Source organism: Tenacibaculum sp. SSH1-16 (assembly GCF_040104435.1).
Taxonomy (GTDB): Bacteria; Bacteroidota; Bacteroidia; order Flavobacteriales; family Flavobacteriaceae; genus Polaribacter; species Polaribacter mesophilus.
This window is the reverse complement of the sequence record NZ_JBECOV010000002.1, coordinates 14391-36154: the sequence shown is the minus strand read 5'-3', so window position 1 is coordinate 36154 and position 21764 is coordinate 14391. Positions and strand designations below refer to the sequence as shown.

23 protein-coding genes and 1 tRNA gene are annotated in these 21764 nt (G+C 29.9%); 7 read left to right on the top strand and 17 right to left on the bottom strand.

Going from position 1 to position 21764, the window contains the following annotated elements; genetic code table 11:
* The first annotated feature begins 246 nt into the window (after window positions 1-246).
* The 4 genes from ABMY20_RS02735 (at window position 247) to ABMY20_RS02720 (ending at window position 5906) form a co-directional block, all read left to right on the top strand.
* A complete protein-coding gene (locus ABMY20_RS02735) occupies window positions 247-783 on the top strand; it encodes an RNA polymerase sigma-70 factor (protein WP_159616536.1) in 537 nt (178 codons plus the stop codon).
* 67 nt (window positions 784-850) lie between these two features.
* Window positions 851-1759, top strand: a complete 909-nt coding sequence (locus ABMY20_RS02730) for a FecR domain-containing protein (protein ID WP_253679586.1) — start codon at window positions 851-853, stop codon at window positions 1757-1759.
* Window positions 1760-1881: 122 nt separating this feature from the next.
* Window positions 1882-4617 (top strand): TonB-dependent receptor, encoded by a 2736-nt coding sequence (locus ABMY20_RS02725; RefSeq protein ID WP_349264582.1) that lies wholly within the window; start codon window positions 1882-1884, stop codon window positions 4615-4617.
* Window positions 4608-5906, top strand: coding sequence for a PepSY-associated TM helix domain-containing protein (locus ABMY20_RS02720; protein WP_349264581.1), 1299 nt, complete (start codon window positions 4608-4610; stop codon window positions 5904-5906). The genes ABMY20_RS02725 and ABMY20_RS02720 overlap by 10 nt, the downstream gene beginning before the upstream one ends.
* Before the next feature lie 76 nt (window positions 5907-5982).
* On the opposite strand, the gene ABMY20_RS02715 is transcribed toward ABMY20_RS02720, so the two are convergent.
* From ABMY20_RS02715 to der, 3 genes are all read right to left on the bottom strand, one after another.
* Window positions 5983-7380, bottom strand: coding sequence for a hypothetical protein (locus ABMY20_RS02715; RefSeq protein ID WP_349264580.1), 1398 nt, complete (start codon window positions 7378-7380; stop codon window positions 5983-5985).
* A 184-nt stretch (window positions 7381-7564) separates the two neighbouring features.
* The gene (locus tag ABMY20_RS02710) at window positions 7565-10339 is read right to left on the bottom strand and encodes an outer membrane beta-barrel protein (RefSeq protein WP_349264579.1); all 2775 of its coding nucleotides are present in this window, start codon (window positions 10337-10339) and stop codon (window positions 7565-7567) included.
* A 78-nt stretch (window positions 10340-10417) separates the two neighbouring features.
* Window positions 10418-11725 carry a ribosome biogenesis GTPase Der gene (gene der / locus ABMY20_RS02705; RefSeq protein WP_073181950.1) on the bottom strand — a complete coding sequence of 436 codons (1308 nt, stop codon included), beginning with the start codon at window positions 11723-11725 and terminating at the stop codon, window positions 10418-10420.
* Window positions 11726-11829: 104 nt separating this feature from the next.
* Between der and ABMY20_RS02700 the strand changes: the two genes are divergently transcribed.
* Window positions 11830-12342, top strand: coding sequence for a GTP-binding protein (locus ABMY20_RS02700; RefSeq protein ID WP_349264578.1), 513 nt, complete (start codon window positions 11830-11832; stop codon window positions 12340-12342).
* On the opposite strand, the gene era is transcribed toward ABMY20_RS02700, so the two are convergent.
* Window positions 12339-13220: a GTPase Era gene (gene era, locus ABMY20_RS02695; protein ID WP_167713068.1), complete on the bottom strand. Its 882-nt coding sequence runs from the start codon at window positions 13218-13220 to the stop codon at window positions 12339-12341. The two genes, ABMY20_RS02700 and era, sit on opposite strands and share 4 nt — an antisense overlap.
* Before the next feature lie 141 nt (window positions 13221-13361).
* On the opposite strand from era, the gene ABMY20_RS02690 reads away from it, so the two are divergent.
* Window positions 13362-13434, top strand: a tRNA-Met gene (locus tag ABMY20_RS02690).
* 408 nt (window positions 13435-13842) lie between these two features.
* Window positions 13843-14385, top strand: coding sequence for a site-specific integrase (locus ABMY20_RS02685; protein ID WP_349264577.1), 543 nt, complete (start codon window positions 13843-13845; stop codon window positions 14383-14385).
* Window positions 14386-15042: 657 nt separating this feature from the next.
* On the opposite strand, the gene ABMY20_RS02680 is transcribed toward ABMY20_RS02685, so the two are convergent.
* The 13 genes from ABMY20_RS02680 to ABMY20_RS02620 form a co-directional block, all read right to left on the bottom strand.
* Window positions 15043-15348: a hypothetical protein gene (locus ABMY20_RS02680; RefSeq protein ID WP_349264576.1), complete on the bottom strand. Its 306-nt coding sequence runs from the start codon at window positions 15346-15348 to the stop codon at window positions 15043-15045.
* A 96-nt stretch (window positions 15349-15444) separates the two neighbouring features.
* Entirely contained in the window at window positions 15445-15627 is a 183-nt protein-coding gene (locus tag ABMY20_RS02675; RefSeq protein ID WP_349264575.1) for a hypothetical protein, read from the bottom strand.
* A 197-nt stretch (window positions 15628-15824) separates the two neighbouring features.
* Window positions 15825-16295: a hypothetical protein gene (locus tag ABMY20_RS02670; RefSeq protein ID WP_349264574.1), complete on the bottom strand. Its 471-nt coding sequence runs from the start codon at window positions 16293-16295 to the stop codon at window positions 15825-15827.
* A 43-nt stretch (window positions 16296-16338) separates the two neighbouring features.
* Entirely contained in the window at window positions 16339-16965 is a 627-nt protein-coding gene (locus ABMY20_RS02665) for a hypothetical protein (protein ID WP_349264573.1), read from the bottom strand.
* A 46-nt stretch (window positions 16966-17011) separates the two neighbouring features.
* Window positions 17012-17362: a hypothetical protein gene (locus tag ABMY20_RS02660; RefSeq protein WP_073181926.1), complete on the bottom strand. Its 351-nt coding sequence runs from the start codon at window positions 17360-17362 to the stop codon at window positions 17012-17014.
* A 61-nt stretch (window positions 17363-17423) separates the two neighbouring features.
* On the bottom strand, window positions 17424-17735 hold the full coding sequence (locus ABMY20_RS02655; protein WP_159616880.1) for a hypothetical protein: 312 nt from the start codon (window positions 17733-17735) through the stop codon (window positions 17424-17426).
* A gap of 3 nt (window positions 17736-17738) precedes the next feature.
* Window positions 17739-18083 (bottom strand): pentapeptide repeat-containing protein, encoded by a 345-nt coding sequence (locus ABMY20_RS02650; RefSeq protein ID WP_349264572.1) that lies wholly within the window; start codon window positions 18081-18083, stop codon window positions 17739-17741.
* A gap of 24 nt (window positions 18084-18107) precedes the next feature.
* Window positions 18108-18401, bottom strand: a complete 294-nt coding sequence (locus ABMY20_RS02645) for a hypothetical protein (protein WP_349264571.1) — start codon at window positions 18399-18401, stop codon at window positions 18108-18110.
* Window positions 18402-18418: 17 nt separating this feature from the next.
* Complete coding sequence (locus ABMY20_RS02640) at window positions 18419-18730, bottom strand: hypothetical protein (RefSeq protein ID WP_349264570.1); 312 nt, start codon at window positions 18728-18730, stop codon at window positions 18419-18421.
* Window positions 18731-18742: 12 nt separating this feature from the next.
* Window positions 18743-19507 (bottom strand): hypothetical protein, encoded by a 765-nt coding sequence (locus ABMY20_RS02635; protein WP_349264569.1) that lies wholly within the window; start codon window positions 19505-19507, stop codon window positions 18743-18745.
* A 27-nt stretch (window positions 19508-19534) separates the two neighbouring features.
* Window positions 19535-19819 carry a hypothetical protein gene (locus ABMY20_RS02630; RefSeq protein WP_159616870.1) on the bottom strand — a complete coding sequence of 95 codons (285 nt, stop codon included), beginning with the start codon at window positions 19817-19819 and terminating at the stop codon, window positions 19535-19537.
* A 50-nt stretch (window positions 19820-19869) separates the two neighbouring features.
* A complete protein-coding gene (locus tag ABMY20_RS02625) occupies window positions 19870-21129 on the bottom strand; it encodes a hypothetical protein (RefSeq protein ID WP_349264568.1) in 1260 nt (419 codons plus the stop codon).
* Window positions 21130-21149: 20 nt separating this feature from the next.
* Window positions 21150-21761 (bottom strand): hypothetical protein, encoded by a 612-nt coding sequence (locus ABMY20_RS02620; protein ID WP_349264567.1) that lies wholly within the window; start codon window positions 21759-21761, stop codon window positions 21150-21152.
* Window positions 21762-21764 lie beyond the last annotated feature (3 nt).

Here is a 21764-nt window from a genome sequence, read left to right as displayed (position 1 = left end):
TACAAATTTACAAAATTGTAAGTAATCAGTCGTTTTTATTACTACTCCCTTTCAAAAACAATAACTTTAAAAGCTTTAAAATTATTTTTCATACAATTATGTTTTAGAGTAGAAGTAATGTTTTTACAAAACATTAAATAACTTTTGACAAATAGGATTATAAATTCAAATAAAATTTATTTTTAATAAATCTAAATAAGTAATGATTGTTATATTTGCTGAGTTAATTTAACAGAAGTTTTTCCCATTAAAAGAATAAAAACATATAGGCTTACAAAAGAGAAAAGTTTTGAAAAACTTTATAGAACTCATTGGAAGAGCTTATACCTCTTATGTTATTCTAAAACCAATAGTAAAGAGGCAGCAGAAGAGATTGTTCAAGATGTATTTATTTCTTTATGGAAAAGGGTTGATAAAATAGAATTTACTAGTCAAACTCAAAATTACTTATTAAAATCTGCTCGCAATAAAATTGTAGACTACTATCGCTCTAAAAATTCTTATAAGAATAAAAAAAAATTGGAGGAAATAACATCAGATCGTGTTTTAAAAGAAACAAAGTCAATAGAGCATAATCTGGCAGTGACCAATTTTTTAGAGAATGATTTACAATTAGTTGTTAATCGATTACCAAATAGATGCCAAGAAGTATATCGATTAAGTAGAGAGCAACAACTTTCTACAGCAGAGATAGCTATTCAGTTAGAGATATCACCAAAAACGGTAAAGAATCACCTCACTAAAGCTTTGGCTTTTATTCATGAAAACTTAAAAATTATTTAAAATTTGATTATCGTTTAGGACTCTGTCAAACTATATCCGTTCCTATATATAAACCAAAGTAGTTTATATGGAAATAACACCTGAACTTTTAACACGATATGCAGAAGGAAAGTGTACAGAAACTGAAAGAAAAAGAATAGAGGAATGGGTGAATACCACTGAAAACGAGATCAAATTTCCTGAAACCAATATTGAGACATCACCACATATTGAAGAGAAACTTTGGAATACCATTGCAAAAGATACAATAAAGTCAACAAAAAGAAACTTCTTTTTTAGATGGAGTGTAGCAGCAACATTTACTGTTTTTTTATTAGTGTCAGCCTTTTTTGTTGTTAACAAACCAATAATATATACAACACAGGCAGGTGAAGTAAGAACAATAGTACTTAAAGACAGTACGAGAATTACCTTAAATGCATTATCATCTCTTGAAGTATCAAGAGAGTATGGAAAAACACATAGAAATGTAATATTGAAAGGAGAAGGTTACTTCAAAGTAGAAAAGAACGCTCAACTTCCATTTGTAATTAAAACAGAAAAAACAGTAACAAAAGTTTTAGGAACTAAATTTAATTTATCTGCTTATACAGGAGAGAATAACGTTATATTTTTAGATGAAGGAAAAGTGTTTTTTTTCTCAAAAAAAGAAGGAAAAGAAAAAGGAATGACACTAAATCCAAAAGAGAAAGCAATACTTGTTAAAGAAAGGTTGGTAAAGAAGGTTTTTAAAGAAAATGACCATACGGCATGGATGCAACAAAAATTAATTTTTAAAGATGAAACCTTAAGTAGTGTAATAAAAGTGTTAGAACGATTTTATAATTGTAGCATAGAGATAAAAAAAGAAGAGTTAAAAAGGAGAAAATATAACGGAATTCATACAAAAGAATCAATAGACACAGTAATGAAAGATATTGGTTTTGTGTTGAATTTTAATTTCAAAAAGACAGGGGATAGAATAATAATTTTTTAAAAAAAAATAAATACAAATGACATAGAAAACAAAATAAAAAAACCAGTATTCTGTCGGCAAAACTTCATACTGGTTAAAAGTAATTCAACCAAAAACACGATTAAATCACAAACTATAAATATATGAATAAAATAAATTATACAGCTATTCATAGAACTGTAAAAAGTATACTAATAATAGTTTTTTGCATTACAGTTCAAAGTTCATTTGCACAAGAATCTATATTAGATAAAAAAATTTCAATAAACTTTATAAATAATACGATACCAACTGCTTTAAGAAAAATAGAAGAAAAAGCAAGTTGTAAATTCGCTTTTGAGTCTATCGATGAAAAGAGGAAAAACATTATTACCAAAGAGTATAAAAAAGTAACATTACGAGAAATACTTAATGAAGTATTAGTTAAATATCACATTTATTATAAGGTAAGAGGAAACACTATTTTAATACAAAATCAAGCAGAAAAAGGTGTAATAACAGGAACTATTTTAGATGATAAAGGACTTCCTTTACCTTATGCATCAATAGTATTAAAAGGAACTAGTTTTGGGGCATCTTCTGATAAATATGGGAGGTATAGTTTTTATGCACCAGAAGGAAATTACATTGCTATAGCGTCTTCAGTAGGATTTGGTAATGAACAAAAAACAGTAACAATTTTAGCAAATCAAAAGAATACATTAGATTTTTCTTTAACTGAAACTGCTGAAAGTTTAAATGAAATTGTGATAACAGGAACAAGAAATCAAGGATATATTGTTCCATTAACTAATGCATTAAAAACACCAATAAAAACACTAAAAGCTCCAGCTTCAATAGCTGTTTTAAGTGACAATTTTTTAGAGGATATTGGAGCTAGAAATTTAAGCACAATTATAACATTTGTGCCAGGTGTTAGTAATGCCGATAATGGTGGAGGACAAGTAGAAAATGTGATAATTAGAGGTTTTCCACAATCAGAATCTTATATAAATGGTATTCGACAACAAAGAGCTCCAGAAGGAGTTAGAGCTATAGAAACGATAGAAAGAGTTCAAATATTAAAAGGACCCTCTGGTGTTGAGGCGTCATTAACTTCTTCAGGAGGTTTTATGAATATTATCACAAAAAAACCAAAAGACACTTTTGCTGCTGAAGTAATTTTAGGAGGAGGAGATCATAATTTTATGCGTGTAGTTGGAGATGTTACAGGCCCTTTAGTAGAAGGAAAATTAAATGGTCGTTTAATTGCAGGTTATCAAAAAAGGCAATTTTGGAGAAATGGACAGGATGATAGGCCGTATGTAACTATTGCCCCATCGTTTGATTGGAAAATAACAGATAAAACAAACCTTATTGTAGAATATGAATATAATTGGGCTAATGATCCTTTAGATAGAGGAACTATTTATATTGAAGGAGCTGGATTGAAAAATAATTTTTTACCTAGAAATTTTACTTTTCATGGAGAAAAGGACGATTATAAAATAGGCTCTAATAGGTTTGATATAACGTTAAATCATAAATTCAACGATAAAATTTCAGCAACGGTACAATATCATAATTTTTCTCAAAAATCAGAAGAACATTCATTTAGAAATGCTGATGCAGAAGGTGGTTGGGGGCCTCTTTTTAAAGAAGATGGAGTCACTTTTTCAGGAAATTCAGTAGTACCAATATTTTTTGCTGAAGTTGGAGCTGACATTGGAACAGAAACGGTACAGGTAAATTTTAACGGAGACTTTACAAATGAAGAAGGTGTTGGACATGCTTTTAATTTTGGAGGAAGCACTGCAATTAGTGATGCTACTTATACTGATGCTGATAGAGACTTTGTGTATAGAAGTTTTGAAAATACTTTAGATGTTTTTAATCCAGATAATAATCAAGAGCCTAATGTTGTAGGAGAAAGTATACGCCCAAATTTTAGAGTTGGAGATAAAATTAATGCAGTTTTTGGGCAATGGCTGGGTAAATGGACACCTAAGTTTAGAACAGTTGTAGGTATGAGATATGATGATGTAAAAAAGATAACAGAACAAAACTTAAATGGTATTAGCCCAGAAGTATTAGCAAAATTAGAAGCACAATCTGCACCTAATCCAATTAACTTAATTAACCGTAATTATAATGATGATTTATTTTCATTTAGGTTAGGATCATCATATGACGTAACATCAACATTAACAAGTTTTGTAGGTTATTCTTCATCGGCACAACCACAAAATGGAGTAACTCGTAAAGGAAATGGAATTAAACCTATTAGAGCAAACTCTTTTGAAGGAGGTTTAAAATGGCAACTGTTTAACGGAAAAGCTTTAGCAACAGCATCTGCTTACTTTTTAGAAAGAAAAAACATAGCTATTTCAGATCCAAGCAATACGCCTGAAGAACGCTTTATGTTACCGTTAGGAAGCGCAGAAATAAAAGGAATAGAGTTTGAATTAACAGGGAAGTTAACTAGAGATTTATCTTTTATGGGAGGTATGAGTTTCCAAAATTCTGAAATAACAGAAAGTGATCAAGATATTATAGGAAACAAGTTTGCAAACATTCCAGAGTTTCAATTTAGTGGGTTTTCTAATTATAATGGAAAAAGTATAGGTTTATCAGGGTTAGATATTGGTTTGGGTGTAGTACATCAAGGAAAACGTGAAGCTAACAGTGGAAATCAATATCAACTACCAGGGTATACTCGTATGGATTTTGCTTTAGGTTACACATTTAAAAACAATTTACAAATACGTTATAATGTGTTTAATGTTTTTGATACAACTTATTATACCTCGGCACAAGACAATATTTTAAGAGGATCCGATCAAATTGGAGTGGGAGATAGGCGTCTTTTTCAAATTACATTAACTAAAAAATGGCTTTAAAAATTAAGCAAAAAACTTTTTTTACTATTCATTCTTGGATAGGTATTACTGCCGGACTTTTACTATTTGTTATATGTTGGTCTGGCAGTATTGCCGTTTTTTCTCATGAAATAGATTGGTTACTAAATTCTAAACTTCAAAGTGATTACATAAAAAACGATAAAAAAGAAGTTAATTGGCAAAAAGCATATAATTCTTTTCATATAAAATATCCAAAATCTGAATTAGGAGAATTAGCTGAAGCTGAAAGAAGTGGTTATACATTGCATGGGTGGGGAAGGAAGCAAAGTGGTGAACTTTTTCGTTTTTATATGAACCCTTCATCTTATAATATACAAGAAGAAACAACATATTTTAATGTACAACGCTTTTTTAGAAGTTTCCATATGTCTCTTTTTGATCCAGATGTATCACGTATTTTTGGAGTAAATTTTGGGTACTTCATAGTGGGATGTTTAGGGTTTGTTTTAGTTCTTTCAACTCTCACAGGTTTTTTATTTTACAAAAAATGGAGATCAGGTTTTTTTAAGTTAAATATTAAAAAAGGAGCTAGAAGGCTTTGGTCAGATACTCATAAGTTAATCGGATTATGGTCACTATGGTTTGGTTTATTAATAGGACTTACTGGAACTTGGTATTTGTTGGAATGGTGGCTTCCAGAGCCGCCACATATTGATACTTCACAAATTACACAAAAAAATAAGGAAAAGTATTTAAGTATCAATGAACTGGTAGAAAAAGCAGAAAAAGAGTTTCCTGAATTGGAAATTCAGCGTTTGTTTTTTTACAATTACAATAAAGGACTTTTATCATTTGAAGGTGATAATGGAGCATTACTTGTAAGAAAAAGAACAGCACATATTACTCTGAATACTTTAACAGGAGATGTAATTAAGATTCAAAAACCTGAGGAGTTAACCATGTATCATAGATGGTGGGAAACTGTAGATGTTTTACATTTTGGCAATTTTGCAGGATTGTGGTCTAAATGGTTGTATTTTATTTTCGGACTTTCATTGTCTGTGCTGTGTTTAACAGGAGCATACTTACAAGCAAAGCGGCAAAAGCTGAAGTCAGGGTTGAAAAAATATAGAATATCAATAATTATAGCATACAGTATTACTGTGATAATTTTAGGGTTGTCTTTTTGGGGAGGAGTTGAAGAAATAACTCGCTATGGAGTTAACGGTAGTTTACCTAAAACACCCGCTCCCATAGTTTGTTTTATTGTTTTATGGGGAGTAACAACAATAGGTATACTTATTTTTTGGATGAAAAAAGTAAAATAATTTTTAAACAAAGCAATAAAAAACACGCTGTATAAGAAAATACAGCGTGTTTTTTTATGAGGTGCATTTTGTAAAATTATAATGATAAATTACATTTTTTACCTAAAATATCATTTATACTGGGGTTATACGCATTGTTATAAATAAAGTTGTTTTCATCAAAATCTTTATGCTTAATTTCGGTTAGTAGCTTTTTTAATCCACAAAAATTAACAAGTTTTTTATTATTTGAAATGTCTATAACACCTCTTTCGAAAGTATAGTTTGAAAGAGCATCTAAGGTTGTAATTTTAGGATTGTTTTGAATAAAAAGTTCCTTATTTGTGGGGCTGTTATCGTAAACTATATTTTGTACTCCATTAAGAGAAGTTAAATTAGAATTATCTTTTACTTCTATTAAATAACTAACAGACGTTAAAGATGATAAGTTAGAAATACTTGCTAAAGAAGCATTGTTAATAATTTTAATAGCGCCAACACTCTTTAAACTAGAAAGACCATTTAACTTAGTAAGTTTAGTATTGTTTTCAATAGTAAAGTAAAGTTCACAAGATGTTAAGTTCTGTAAACCTTCCATAGTTTTTAAAGAAGTATTATTTTTAATTACAACAGCGTTGACTTCTGTTATTTGTTCTAAACCGTTTAAGTTTTCTAAAGAATCATTTCCAATAATATTAACTTTATGAAGCTTACTAAGATTCTGTAAAGCAGTTAGATTATTTATAGAAGGATTCAAACTGATTGATAACTCTTGTCGAATAGTTTTTAGTTTATGAAATCCGCTTAAGTTTTGTAACGACTTATTGTTTAGAATACGAAGAGAACCCAAAGCCGTAATTTTTGATAAAGCTTCAACATTGGTAAGTTCATCGTTATTAATAATAACGAGTCTAGCTTCATTAGAAGTTAATGTTACACCTTCAAAACCACTTAAGTTTTTAAGAGAGGTATTTATAATAAACAAGTCTCCATGTATTTGACTAAGGTCATTAAAATTAGAAAGATTTTTTACAGAGGAAGTTTTACCGTTTATAATTAGATTTCCTTTGATAGCATTGTATCCTTTAGAGGTAAAGTTATCAATATCTTCTTGACTTTTTAACTCTATATTACCTTCAAATTGTTTTTTATCAGTAAAAAATTTGTATTCAGTAGAAGTAATAGTTTTGTTATTTATGTCCTTGGCGATTACTTTACCTTGGTATTCAGTTAAGCCTTTAAGCTCTTCAAATTCGAAAGTGTTACCGTCAATATATTCAGCTATTAGTTCATCGCCTAAGTAAAGGTCGTAATAGGTGGTTTTGTTTTGTGAATTATCAGTATTAGTCCATTCTATTTTGCTGTTTAACGGATTAGTTGAACTAATTTTTACAGTTAGTAGAGTAGAAACAGGTAGTTGGTTTTCTTCTGATTTAGAGCAAGATGTAAAGAGTAGGATTATAACTATTAATTTATATAAATTGTATTTGGGCATTGTATAGCTAATTTTTAATTTTATTTAAGTAAATATTGGGATAAATTAACAAAAAAAGGAAACGATATAAATGGCGTGAAAAGTTAAATTATATGTTAAATATAATGCTTAGGTATGGGAGTAAAAAATAAAAAATCCCTGACCAGTTTTTGATAAGGGATTTATAGTTCTTTTGAATGGAGATTTAAAAACGGAAATCGTAGTTTTGTATTTTACCTTTTTTACCTAAACTATTAAATTTCCAACTAAACCCAAGCATAAAATATTGTTGCAATACGGTGCTTTCGGAATCTTCTATGTAGTTTGAGGTTGCTCTACGTTGAGCGTTGGTGTTTTGATTTAATAAATCATATGCTTTTAAGCTAATAGTACCTTGATCTTTTAAAATAGAATAAGCTAATGTAGCATTCCAAAACCAAGCAGCTTTATTAAATCCAATTACGTTAGGGTTGTATGTGTAACGAATGTCATTTAACCATTCTAACTTTTTTGGGATGTTTGTTTTTGTTCTTATATTAACAGAATGTCTAGTGAAGTCTTGATTTTGATCAGTGTTAACGTCGTATTTAGTATTTGAAAAAGAAATACGATACTGTGTTTCTATAGAAGCCAGTTTGTCCCACTCTAATGTGATTCCAAAATTAGGGGTTAACGAAGTTGTTTTAGCTCCTTCTTTTATGTTATTTAAGATATTAAAGTTTTTATTGGAACCAATGTTTCCACCAGCTTTAAATTTAATACTAGAAATGGAGTCTAGTTTTATTTTTTTTGTATAGCTACCACCACCCCATAAATCATAACCCCCATCATTGTTTTCATAAGAGGTTTTTCTGACCAAATTATCGTCAATAGAGGTGTTTGTTATTACTTGATTTTCATAAAGAGTACCACTTATATAAAACCAAAAACCAGTACGAGCTTGCCAGTTAAACTTGTTAAAATTAATATATGCTCTGTGATTTTGAGCTGGTTTTAAATTTGGATTACCGGTAACAATATTGGAAGGGTTGGTCACATCAGAAAAAGGTTGAACTTGATTAATGCTGGGAGCATTATTGTTTAAACGATAATCAAAGTAAATAGAGGCTTTGGAGTCAAATCTATATCTGAAACTAGCATCTAAATCTAAATTATTGTATTCTTTTTTTAAGCTTAATTCAGGGCGCAATTTATCATTGTTTTCTAAGGTTCTGTTAACAAAACCAGTACCAAAATTTAAACGCCACTTTTTAGATCTATACACTAAATCTACTGAAGGGGTTTTAGTAATATCATTATATGTAAAGTCAGAACTCAATTCAGTATTAAAGTCACTGTACTGTTGCGTTGTTGAGTTAAAATCAAAAGTGTTTTCTTGGTTTTTTCGTTCATCACGTTGATAACTATACTTAGTATCTAAAAATAATTTCTTAGCAATTAGAGGAAAACGATAGGTTAGACGTGAGGAAAGTCCTGTTAAGTTATTTTCAATAATGCTTTTTTGGTCTCTATTTTCTGTGCTAGCATTATTTCCAAAAGTTTCAATTATAGACTTGTTAAATTCTTCGGTATCTGTTTTATCAATACTGTTAGTTATAGAGGCTTTAATAAAGGAACCTTTAGCTCCAATCTTTTTGGTAATATCTAATCTGTTTTGAAAATTGTTTGCTGTTGCTTTAGAATAGGCTGAACTCACGTAGCTATTCGTAAGTGTATTATTTTCATTTAAAGATTCTTCTTGTCTACGGCTATTACTTTCACGTTTGTTAAAAATGAACGTAGGTCTAACATTAATTAAAAGAGTAGAATCTATTTCAATGTCAAACTCTGTATCAAAACTATGATTGTGATTTTCATCATCAGAAGTAGTAGTAGAGTTGGAAAAATACTTTCTATCAGGAAGTGTGTACTCTCTATTACTTTTCGATTCGTTGTTTGAATTACTTCCTGAGTAAAAATAGTTTGCGTTTACATCTAAACCTTTACCAAATTCATCAGCATAGGTTGCACCAGCAGTTTTTGATTTTATAATACCGCTACCGCCTCCAAAACTTCTTCCATTAACATTAAAACTACCATTTCCACCTATCCAAATATTACCACCTCCTCCAAACATTTTTTGAATTTCTCCAAAGCTAAAACCTGGAGAATTGATATTGTTTGTGCTGGCTAATATGCTAAATCGTTGATTGTTATCAAAACGGTTTACCATGGCAGCTCCTTCAAAGCGTTTGTCGGTTCCAGCGCCACCAGATACTCTACCAAACCAACCTTTATTATTTTCTTTTTTTATGGTAAGGTTTATAGTTTTGTTATTTGCATCTCCTTTTTCACCAGTAAAAGCTTCTGATTTAGATTTGGTATCTGTTATTTGAACTTTTTCAATAATATCTTTTGTTAAATTTTTAGTGGTAATACTAGGATCATTTCCAAAGAAAGGTTTACCATTAACCAAAATTTTATTGACTTCTTTCCCGTTTACAGTAATTTTTCCATTTTCATCTACTTCAACACCAGGAAGTTTCTTTAAAAGATCTTCAACATTAGCGTCTTTTTTAGTTTTAAAAGATTTTACATTAAACTCTAAAGTGTCTTTTTTAACAGTAATTGGAGCTCGTGATTGTATAACTACTTCACTAAGCACATTACTTTCTTCTTTTAAAAAAATTGTACCTAAATTGAGATTAGAGGTTTTGTCTAGCTCTATAAGTTTAGAGAAACTATCCATGCCAACATAAGAAATAAAGAGTTTTACGTCTTTACTAAAAGATTTTCCTTCTAAAGAAAACTTTCCTTTGTCGTTAGAAATAGTGTAAGTAACAATCGAGCTGTCTTTAGCTCTCTCAAGATGAACTGTAGCTGCCTCAATAGTAGTTTTATCTTTTTCAGAGTTAATAGTACCAGTAATTTTAAACGGATAAGATTGAGCAAAAATTGAACTGGTAAGTAATAAGGTAAAAATAAAAAGTAGTTTTTTCATTGTTTATAGCAAAATGATTTTCAAAGAGCTACAAATAAAAAGAAAAAACTACTTTCTAAGAGTTAAATATTGTTAAACTTATTTCTGTCTGAAATAAATACTAATAGGTACTCCATTAAAGTTATAATGTTCGCGTAACTGATTTTCAATATAACGCTTGTAAGGATCTCTAATATATTGAGGTAAATTAGCAAAGAAAGCAAACTGAGGAGTGTGTGTTGGCAACTGCATACAGTACTTTATTTTTATGAATTTACCTTTCGTTGCTGGAGGAGGATTATGCTCCATAATCTCTAACATCGTTTCGTTTAACTTACTTGTTTGAATGCGACGTTTTCTATTTTCAAAAACTTCAACAGCAGTTTCAATAGCTTTAAAAATACGTTGCTTGGTTAATGCAGAAATAAAGACAATAGGAACATCTGTAAAAGGAGCAATTGCCTGACGAACTTTAGCTTCAAAATCACGCATAGTATTGGTTTCTTTTTCAACTAAATCCCATTTATTTACTAAAATAACAATACCTTTTCTGTTTTTCTCTGCTAACCAAAAAATCTTTTCATCTTGTCCTTCAAATCCACGAGTTGCATCAATAACCAATACCGCAACATCACAATGCTCAACAGCACGTACAGCACGCATTACTGAATAGAATTCTAAGTCTTCTTTTACTTTCGATTTTTTTCTAATTCCAGCGGTATCGACTAAGTTGAATTCAAATCCAAAACGATTGTATTTTGTATCAATAGAATCTCGTGTGGTTCCTGCAATATTGGTTACAATATTTCTGTCTTCTCCAATTAAAGCATTAATAAACGATGATTTTCCTGCGTTTGGACGTCCAACTACAGCAAAACGAGGCAATTCGTCTTGTTTTTCTTCATCTTCTTCAGGTTCAGGAATTTCTTCTGCAATAGCGTCCAATAACTCTCCTGTTCCGCTTCCGTTAATGGAAGAAATAGTGTAATAGTCTCCTAATCCAAGGTTGTAAAACTCAACAGCATCAGCATCACGCATTGCATTGTCAACTTTGTTTACAGCCATAAATAATGGTTTTTCAACCTGACGTAAAATTTTGGCAACCTCAGCATCCATAGGGGTAATACCTTGTTCAACATCAACTACAAAAACAATAATATCAGCTTCATCAATAGCTAACTGAACTTGTTTACGTATTTCTCCTTCAAAAATATCATCAGATCCAACAATATAACCACCAGTATCGATTACAGAAAATTCTTTTCCGTTCCATTCAGATTTTCCGTAATGACGATCTCTTGTAACTCCACTAACAGAATCAACTATAGCTTCACGACGTTTTACTAATCGGTTAAATAAAGTGGATTTACCTACATTTGGTCTTCCTACAATCGCAATAATACTCATTTTGCAAAAAATTTGTGCAAAGATACAATTTAGTATATGATTTGTAATGTTTTTTAGATAGTATATAGTTTTTGCTATATTGTTGGCACCTAATATTTTATTTAATGGATGATAAATTATACAACCAGATTTTTTTAAAACCTCGTTTTCAATTAGAGTATGAAATAAATTCTCAGGTTTTGTTAGAAGAAATAAAGAAGCATTTAAACGATGTTTCTAAGTACAAAATGAAGGTTGTAGATAATCATGTGGTTATTGATGTACCTGAGAAGGAATCGCATTTGTGGTCACCGCAATTACATATTGAAATAGAAGAGGTTTCAGAAACTTCATCAAATATAAAAGGTTTGTTTGGTCCCAAACCTCAAGTGTGGACTTTTTTCATGTTTTTACACTTTTTGGTGGGAACAGCTTTTGTGATTTTTGCGATTATAGCTTACAGCAATTGGTCATTAAAAAAAATAACGATGCTGCCTATAGTAATGCTGGTTGTTTTGCCTATTGTATGGGTTGCTTTATACTTGGCAGGAAGCCTAGGGAAATCAACAGGAAAAAAACAAATGGATGAATTGAAAGAGTATACGAAACAGTTATTACGAACAATAAAAAGAGGCTAGTCTTTGTATCCAAATCGTTTTAATTGACGTTCGTTAGAGCGCCAGTTTTTATTGATTTTTACATGTAAATCTAAAAAAACCTTTTTGTCAAAAAATTGCTGAAGGTCTTTGCGGGCTTCTGTTCCAACACGTTTGATTGCACTTCCTTTATGTCCGATAATAATTCCTTTTTGTGTTTCGCGTTCTACCATAATAACAGAACGGATTTTTATAATATTATCTTCTTCAATAAAGCTTTCAGTTTCAACTTCTACAGAATAAGGGATTTCCTTTTTATAATGTTGAAGAATTTTTTCACGAATTTTTTCATTCACAAAAAAGCGTTCAGGTTTATCGGTTAACTGATCTTTTGGGTAAAAAGGAGGAGAGTCTGGTAAAAGCTCAATAATTTTATAAAAAACGGTATCTACATTAAAGTTTTCAAGAGCAGAAATTACATACACAAAAGAATTTGGAACCTTCTTTTTCCAGTATTCAATCTTAGCTTCAACCTCTTCTTGAGTCGATTTATCAACTTTGTTTAACAGTAAAATTACTGGAATTTTGCTATTAATTATTTTGTTGAAAAAAGCTTCGTTTTTAAGAGCTGTTTCACCGACTTCTACCATGTAAATAAGAACATCGGCATCTTCAAAGGCAGATTTTACAAAATCCATCATAGATTCTTGCAACTCATATGCTGGTTTTATGATTCCTGGTGTATCCGAAAAAACAATTTGATAATCGTCTCCATTAACAATCCCCAAAATACGATGTCTAGTAGTTTGCGCTTTTGAAGTGATGATAGATAGTTTTTCACCAACTAGTGCGTTCATCAAGGTAGATTTCCCAACATTTGGGTTTCCAATAATATTTACAAATCCTGCTTTATGTGTCATGATGCAAAGATAGGTTGTTTTGTGTAAGAAGTATTTATTTTTTTAGATGCTTGTTATTTAGAGAAATATATTTATATGGAAAATAAATGCTTTTTTATTTGGTGATAACAAGAAAAAGGATGTATATTTGCAACCGAAAATCGCGGGATAGAGCAGTAGGTAGCTCGTCGGGCTCATAACCCGAAGGTCACTGGTTCGAGTCCAGTTCCCGCTACTAAGCTAAAGCTTGTTAAATCAACGGATTGTTTACCACAATCCGTTTTTTTTATGTCTTTATCTTTCTTACTTTTACGTACCGTAAACGTTTTTAATATGAAATTGAATTTTTCAGAGCCTAAAATATATAGAGGTGGAGTACAAGTTTCAGAGTGGTCGAAGCCGACAAAATCTGAAAAAAGAAATTGCATTAAAAAAGGATTGGTTTGTATATTATTCTTATTGAAATCCTAAGACTCAAAAATTACAAAGGCAGCCACATATTAAGGCAGGAGTTAATAAATTAAAGACAAAACAAGAACGGATAGCATTTTTACGAACAATGCAAAAGCGTTGCTAGAGTTATTACAAGCAGGATTTAATCTATATATAGATAATTCAGAGCTAGAAGCTAAACTTTTCGGTGATGCTAGTAAAACGCAATCTTCAAATATTGCACAAACGTAAAAAAACGCAAAATAGTTTTAATACCAATGAATTAGTAGGTAAATCAATATTAGAAGCTTTTGAAATAGGTTTGAAATTGAAAGAAAAGTTAATGAATAAAAATTCATTTACTAAATATAAAAGTAGAATTAAACGTTTTTCAAAATGGTTTAAAAAGAGAGGGTACGAAAAACAATCGTTACTTACTATTGACAAGAAACTTATTATCGAGTATTTAAATGAAGTTCTACAAAGTTCAAGTGCAAGAAATAGGAATAACACCCGTACGGATATAGCTTCTTTATTCCAAATTTTGGAAGACAATGAACTTATCACAGAAAACTTTGTAAAAAAGATTAATGTATTAAAATCTACACCTACGAGAAATAAAACCTATTCACCAAAACTACAGGAAGATATTTATAGTTATTTAAAAGGAAATGACAAACACTTACTATTATTTATTCAATTTATATCGTATAATTTTTTACGCCCAATTGAAGTATGTAGGTTAAAAGTTTAAGATATAGATATTGAAGATAAAAAACTATATGTAAAAGCTAAAAATAGTCCTGTTAAAATTAAGATTATACCAGAAATTTTATTAGAACAATTACCAGATTTATCAAATAAAAAACAAACTCTTTTTTATTTACTCAAAACATAATAGGAGGAGATTGGGATATTGAAGAAGAAAATAAAAGAGACCATTTTACCAAAAGGTTTAAAAATATAAAAGATCACTTTAAACTAGGTAAAGAATATGGTTTGTATAGTTTTGGACATACTTTTATAACAAAACTATTTAGAGAATTTAGTAAGACAAATTCTCCATTTGAAACTAAAAATAAGCTGACACACTTTATTGAATACTCCCATGCTGAATAACCGAAAGATTATCCTTCTTTAATAAAATAATCGATACTAGCCAATTTTAAAAGTGTCGAAAAGTATTTTATCTTTACTTAACCTTGCGTAAAGTGGCGCAACCTAACATAACTGATTTCACCTATTTGTAGAGTTGTTATTATTGCCTTTGACTCTGTTAAAGTAATAAAAGTATTGAACGTACAAGTAGTATATCAAGTAGCAAAAGCTCTTCCAAAAGAAGAGCAAAAATTGGATGTCGTTAGTTTGTTTGTTAGTAAGTTTTGCTCTTAATTTATATTCGAACCCCATTTTAGTCGCCTAATATTTTGATATCTAAATTTTTGTCTGAAAAATATTTCAATAATGTTCTAAATTCTAAAATGTCGATTATTTTTTGCTTGTCCATGTTTAAGTTTGTTTTCTCAATATAAATGTCAATTATCTTTGCAAACATTTTTTGATTTTCAATGGTCAATTTTATGTCGCTATATGGGGCAATTAAAACGCCTGTCCAATTTTTATATTCAGTAAAAATTTCATAAAGATTTTTACACTTGTTATCATTAAGTCCGAACAAATATTCTTGGTTGTCAAGTCTGTGAAAATCTAATGCCATAGGTTTGTTTATGATTACAGGATTCTATTCAATATAGGTTCAATGTTTTTAGTTTGTTTTGTTAATGTTACATAAAAAGTAAAAGATAAATTGAGTTTAACAACTGTTATATTCACAAGTCTTCTTAAGGTTATATTTTTTTATAATTTCTTTTTCCCATGCTAAATATTCATCCTTAAAACTGTTAATATCACTTGGTATTCCTTTGGTCCAATACATGTTTCCGTGAACCAACAACATAGCCCAATGATATTCTAACTCATGGATTAGCTGGTACACATCTTCTAAAGTGTTTGGAGTATTTATTAAGAAGCTTTGCTTTAGCTTTTCGTTAGCATTTTTATAGGAGATTTTTCCATAATGTGCTTAATTAACTCACAAAACGAATAGTGATTAAAAACAAGGCTTTCGTCTTCATTTTTAAATGATATATTATCTTGTGGCGTTTAGTTTCCTTCGCTCATAAATATTATTGTTTATCGAGATAATTCTTTCAACAACTCGATTATTTTCCCTTTCCCATACAAACGAATATAAACTCGATTTTTATCTTGATTATTCGTTAACTTTATTAACCACTCTTTTGTTTTGTCAAAAATTCCAACTGTAACATCCCCACTCTGATCAGCTTTATCATATTTTACGAGACTAGACATAAAACTTAAGTCTTCAAAATCAGATAATTCCCCTAATCCAACTAAATCGGTTACTGCATTGTCAATTAGATTTATTTTAAACCAATAAACAGAGTCAATATGTTTACTCTTTTTTAATGATTTTCCGATTTTTTTCAGGAAAACATTAAGATTGGTTGATTCAAAATCCTCTTTAACATAATTAAATGGGCTTTCAAAAATTTTGTTTCCCTTTATAAAAGCATTAAGTGAAAAATTTCCACCTTTTGTAATACTTTCTTTTATCCAGTTTTCAGTTTCTGCAAAATTCATATTTTTCTTAAATTTACTATAATTGGGAGATTAAAATTCGTTTTTATAAATTTCCGTACACAACAATTTCGTCAGCATATCTCAATTGAGTATTAAACCATTTAATTAAATCTCTTAAAAACATTTCTACGTTTGGGTCTTTTGTTTTGATCGTAGCTATTCTTCCAACAATAATTCTACTTGTCTTATTATCAAAAAAGTTTCCACTAACGATATTAAAACAATTTTGTGTTTCTCTAGTGTTAGAATTAGTTAATGGAAAAACTGATTTAAAAGCATCGATAACATATTCAAAATCTTTAGTTTGAATAAAAAGACTTTTATCTCTTAAGGTTATATACTTATCAAGGCTTTCATTTTCTGCCCATAAAATAAATCCAATTTTATCAATTGGTTTATTAGGTGTAACTGTCAAGTAAAATAATTGTTCGTGAATTTTTTTTATAGATTTCTCTATGTCAAATCCACAAATTCTATAATATTTTTTAGCTATTGTTTCATTGCACTCTGCGAGTCTGCATATAGAATTGATATTGTTTCTATGAAACTCTTGTTCACAAGTCAATAAATCACCATCGTTATCAATTATCAATTCTTTGGCTAAATCCATAGGAATTGACAATCTGTTTCTAAGCTCTTTTATTTTTTGAAATTCTGTTTTTAGTTTCATTATTTCAATTCTAACCAACACTAAAATTTATGTTGCTGCGTTTGGTTTAATTATCTTTACTCTTTATTCCAAGTTGTGGATTATCTTCTCTCCAAAATATTTTTACTGTTCCATTAAAATCAAACCGTATTTGTAAAAAACCAGCTGTCTCCATTCTCATATAATCCCATCCCCATAAATGTTTGCCATTTCCATCATAATCATGACTCCATAAGTCGTGTCCGTTGTTTTTTAATATGGTTATTATTTCATCCACTTCTTGCCAGTATTCATCCCAATTTGTAAATGATTTCAATCTCTCAGTCAAATCAACTTCCAATCTTTCCAACATTAATTTACGTTCTTTGTTCTCAAGATTTTCTAAAATTGTTCTTTTATATTTACGATAATTGTTCATTATAATTTTTAATTACTGACGATGCTAAAATTCACGAAAGTTAGCATATTAAAACAGTGTATTATATTAAATTAAACTTTTCTAATGTCATTTTTATAACTTCATTATCTAATCTTAGAATCGGAAAATCTGCAATCAAATAAGGAGGATAACCTGAATCTTTAGAGTCATCATTTATTACATAGGATTCCGTTGTTCTATTTCTAAATCTTAATAAATAAACCTTAAACCCATTAGAACAATAAAAATCAATTTCGTGGTTTTCCATAAATTCATCAGGTATTTGATGAATGTCAATTATCTTCCAGTTATCAAATTCTCTATCATATCCGTTTTGATATTCTGCACGTTTTTCAAATTCTTTTATTGTCATTTTTCAAATGTCTTGTTGTAACAGGCTTAAAAAATCAGAGGAATCTTCTATTCGTTTTTCACATACGGATGATTTTGAAAAAATAACATTTTCTAAACTGCAATCTTTAATGTTGGTTTCACAGAACATTGATTCCAAAAAAGGAACATCATCAAAATCACAATTTCTAAACCTACACTGCTTAAATTCACATTGTTTGAAGGATACTTTAGCAAAAATTATATTTCTGAATTCTATTTCGAAAAATAATGAATTTTCAATAGAAGAGCTGTAATAATGCTGATTGATAAAAGTTTTTGAACTAAACTTTTTATTTGACGTTATCATTAATTTACTTACATTCTTCATAATTTCTAGTTTCAATGTATTCTTTTAATACAACTCTATTTCCCAATCTTCGTTCGGAGGTTCTACCTTAAAGTTAAAATCACAATACGAACGGATATAATCTGTTGCTCGTTTTTCAGCATATTTTGCATTGAGCACTTCTCCGTTTTCATCCATTTCTATAACGTTGGCAAAAATGGCAAAGGCTTGTTCTATGGCACTGGGCTCTTCGCCATATAGTTTTAGGTAATCAATGCCTTTTAATTGGTAATGCGTACCACTTGCCATAAAATAGGCAAAACTTCTGAGTGCTCCGCTAAATGATTCGCTTAGTTTCATATATAATTTTGGTTGTGTTAGTCACTAAAAATACATCTTATACTCTCAATAATTTTCCAACAAGTATTATGGTCTAATCCCTTAGGTCTGTTTACTTTCCAATGCCCCATGCTTGCTTTTAAAGTTTCGTTGATGCTAAACAGTTGAAATGCCACTTCTTTTTCTATAACCGGTTTTTCTGTGTAATGTTCTTGTAAACACTGTAATGCTTGAAGAAACCGAGCAATTCGTTCTTCTTCTACATCGGCACTCATTCTAAACAATGTGTCTAATCCATCGTCTGATTCATATTCTTTAGCAATGTGTTTTTTAGCTTCCAGAAAGTTCATATTGTAGTAGTATTATTTACACAATTTAGGGATATATAATTTCAGTTGTTTTTGTAATTCTGGATGCAAATCATCGATACTAAATTCATCATCTCCTTTTAATTTAATCTCCGTGCTACTATTTGAAATAGAGCAGTTATAAATATAAGTTTCATAATATTCTTTTGATAGTTTCTCATTGATAAACATTTCTACCTTAAAGGTTACTTCGTGTGTGTTGTTGTTATTTACAATCTTGTTTTCCGTATAGGTAATGGCACAACTAGAACCGCAGGAAATAACAAAAGAATTATTTGTATTTAATGGGTTATTTACATTTGTTGCTGAAACTAAAAACTCTTTAAATTCTAAAAACTCAGGGTCGCCGACAGGTCTAATACTATCTATTTTCCAGTTTATCTCAATTTTTTGTTTATTAATAAACGTTCCTTCCCATTTATCATCACTTATCAACACAACTTTTTCATCATTGTTTTTTACTGTAAATAGTACTTCATCATAATCAATATTATTAAAATTTATGTAGGTAACTGTGTCTGCGTAAACTTTTCCGAGATGTAATTTTTCATTAGGTCTTAGGCGACTTGTAAAATGATCTGGAATCTTGTTTTCTTCTGTTTTTGAAAGAAGGTTTATTGTGTCTTTATTGTCTTTCGCTGTATTAATTATGGTGTTAATTTCTGTTTCAGTAGATTTTTTTGATGTGTTTTTACAAGATGTTAAGCCAATACTTAACAAGAATATAAGGAATGTAAGCGGAGTGGTTTTAGGTTTCATTTTGTTTTTTTTATAGTTGATTTTAATCTATTTGTATCCATATATTTTTATTCCTTCACTAGATTCTTCGTATTCAAATTGTGTTCCTACCTGCAATGTTTTAGCAATTAGTTTGGTGTTTTGGGTATGAGTTTTAGGTGTAAGCCGTTCATCTCTATTTTTTCGTTCTGTTTGTATTATGGAAGGAATAAATAACCATTCAATTTCTTTTACAATTGAAAATAACTTCTGCCACTTTGTAGTGTTCATAAAACTAACTTTTTTTATGATTTCTTCTTGTAGTTTCAGTTGATATGTATTAGGGGTTGACATCGTATTAATTTCAGATTCATCAATGATGATGTTAATTCGCTTCGTTTCCTTTATTTATAGGTTTTACCATCAAATTTTAATACCGATGTTTTAGTAGTAATGGTATCTTTACTAATACAACCACCATTTTCATCTTCAAAAACTATATTATTGGTGATTTTATGTTTTACTAAAATATCAAAATAATCATTGTTTTTTTCTTCTGAAATAATGAGTGTTCTTTTTTCGTTTATAAATTCACCTTCGCAATTACCATCCCATTCACCTCCATTGTCCAGTATTTCAAAATTATGTAGGACTTTCTGCAAATTGTTATTGGCTACTATAAACAAGGAAAGTTGCTCACTTTCGTAAGGATTTACACGCGAACTACCAACAAAATGGGTTTTAACGCCAAAAGCACGTTCGTTTTCTGTAATGGTATAGGGTGCGGTGTCAATAATTATTTTTTGTAATACTATGGCATCTGATGTCCAGCCGTTTGTTTCAGCACTTTCAAAATAGTGAAATAAAACCTGTTTGTTTTCTATATTCACATAAGCAATATGTGTATTGAGCGAAAAGTAATGTTCTTCTTCGCTACCTTCTACAATTTCGGGAATGACCATAATAGCTTCGTACGGACGGTTAGGCAGTGTTTTAAATGCTTGTAAGCTTGGTATTAGTTTTGAGTGGTCTATGTTTAATTCATTTATCACCAATTCATAAAATATATCTTTGGTGTTTAATATTTTAAGTTTTCCGTTGGGTTCTATTCTAATAATACCGGTTTCTTCACCTGCCTTAAAATGGTAATTAATCGTAATGCGATTTGCTTCAATTTTTGATTTTGTACTAGTCCAATTTTGTGTTTTTGCATCGTAAGCAACCATTTCTGAAGCAATGATATTTCCTTCTATATCATAGTTGATAAGTCTCGATTCTATTTCCTCATCGCTTTGTATTGCTGTTATGACTACAGTATAAAAATCTTTAGATAACTTTAATCGGTATGCGTCAATGATACGATAATTGGATTTGAGGATATTCCAATTTTTATAAACTAGAGCCAGATTTAATGCTTCGGTATTTACTTCTTGATAATCGCCTTTATCTGTATGGCTATCAAACGAAGAGTTTTCGATAACAGGGAGATTTTTTAGTTTCAGTTTTAGAAATTCTTCTTTAAAGGTTGTAGTGGTGTGTTTTGACGGTTCTGCTGCCGCTTCAACAGCGTTTTCTACTTCTACAGTTTCTACCTTCTTTTCTTTGATGTTATTATTGCAAGAACAAAAGATTAGTAAGATAATTATGAGGTAAAAAAATTTCATTTTTAGTTAATTAAGTAGTGTTAGTCTTTGATTAGGACATTGTTGTTAATGGTATCTGTTTTAACCGGATATGCATCTTTGAAATACGTTAACGCACCGTAATAGCGAGTGATATCATTTTTATAAGCTTTGATATTATAGGTTGCCAATTTTTGAGTTTGATACATGCTCAAATCTTCCACAATCATACCGCCTAAATCTTCTTGGTTATCTATAAAATAAGACGTTCCGTAATCTTGAAATACAGATAGTTTTGAGTTCTTGTTATATGTGTAAAATGCCAATGTAGCATAAGGTGCTTCGTATGTGTTCTCAGAATATATTTTTTGATTGATTATTGGGTTTTTACCTATTACTTCAATTACCTTGCTTTTTATAATATTGTTTAAGGAATCTCGATCTTTAATGGGGTGTTTCACCAAATATAAATTGGGATAAACGGTAGATTGAATCATTTCCATTTTGGTGAAAAATAGACGGTTGAGGGTGTTGCCAATTATAGCAATAACTAACAATGCTGCTGCCACAATAATTCTCACTCTTTTTGCTGCAATCCACTTTAAAATTTTGTAGAGTAGAAATAAAACTAAACCAGCTAATAGGAGTAAAAAAATGATGAGGAGTATTTCCATTTT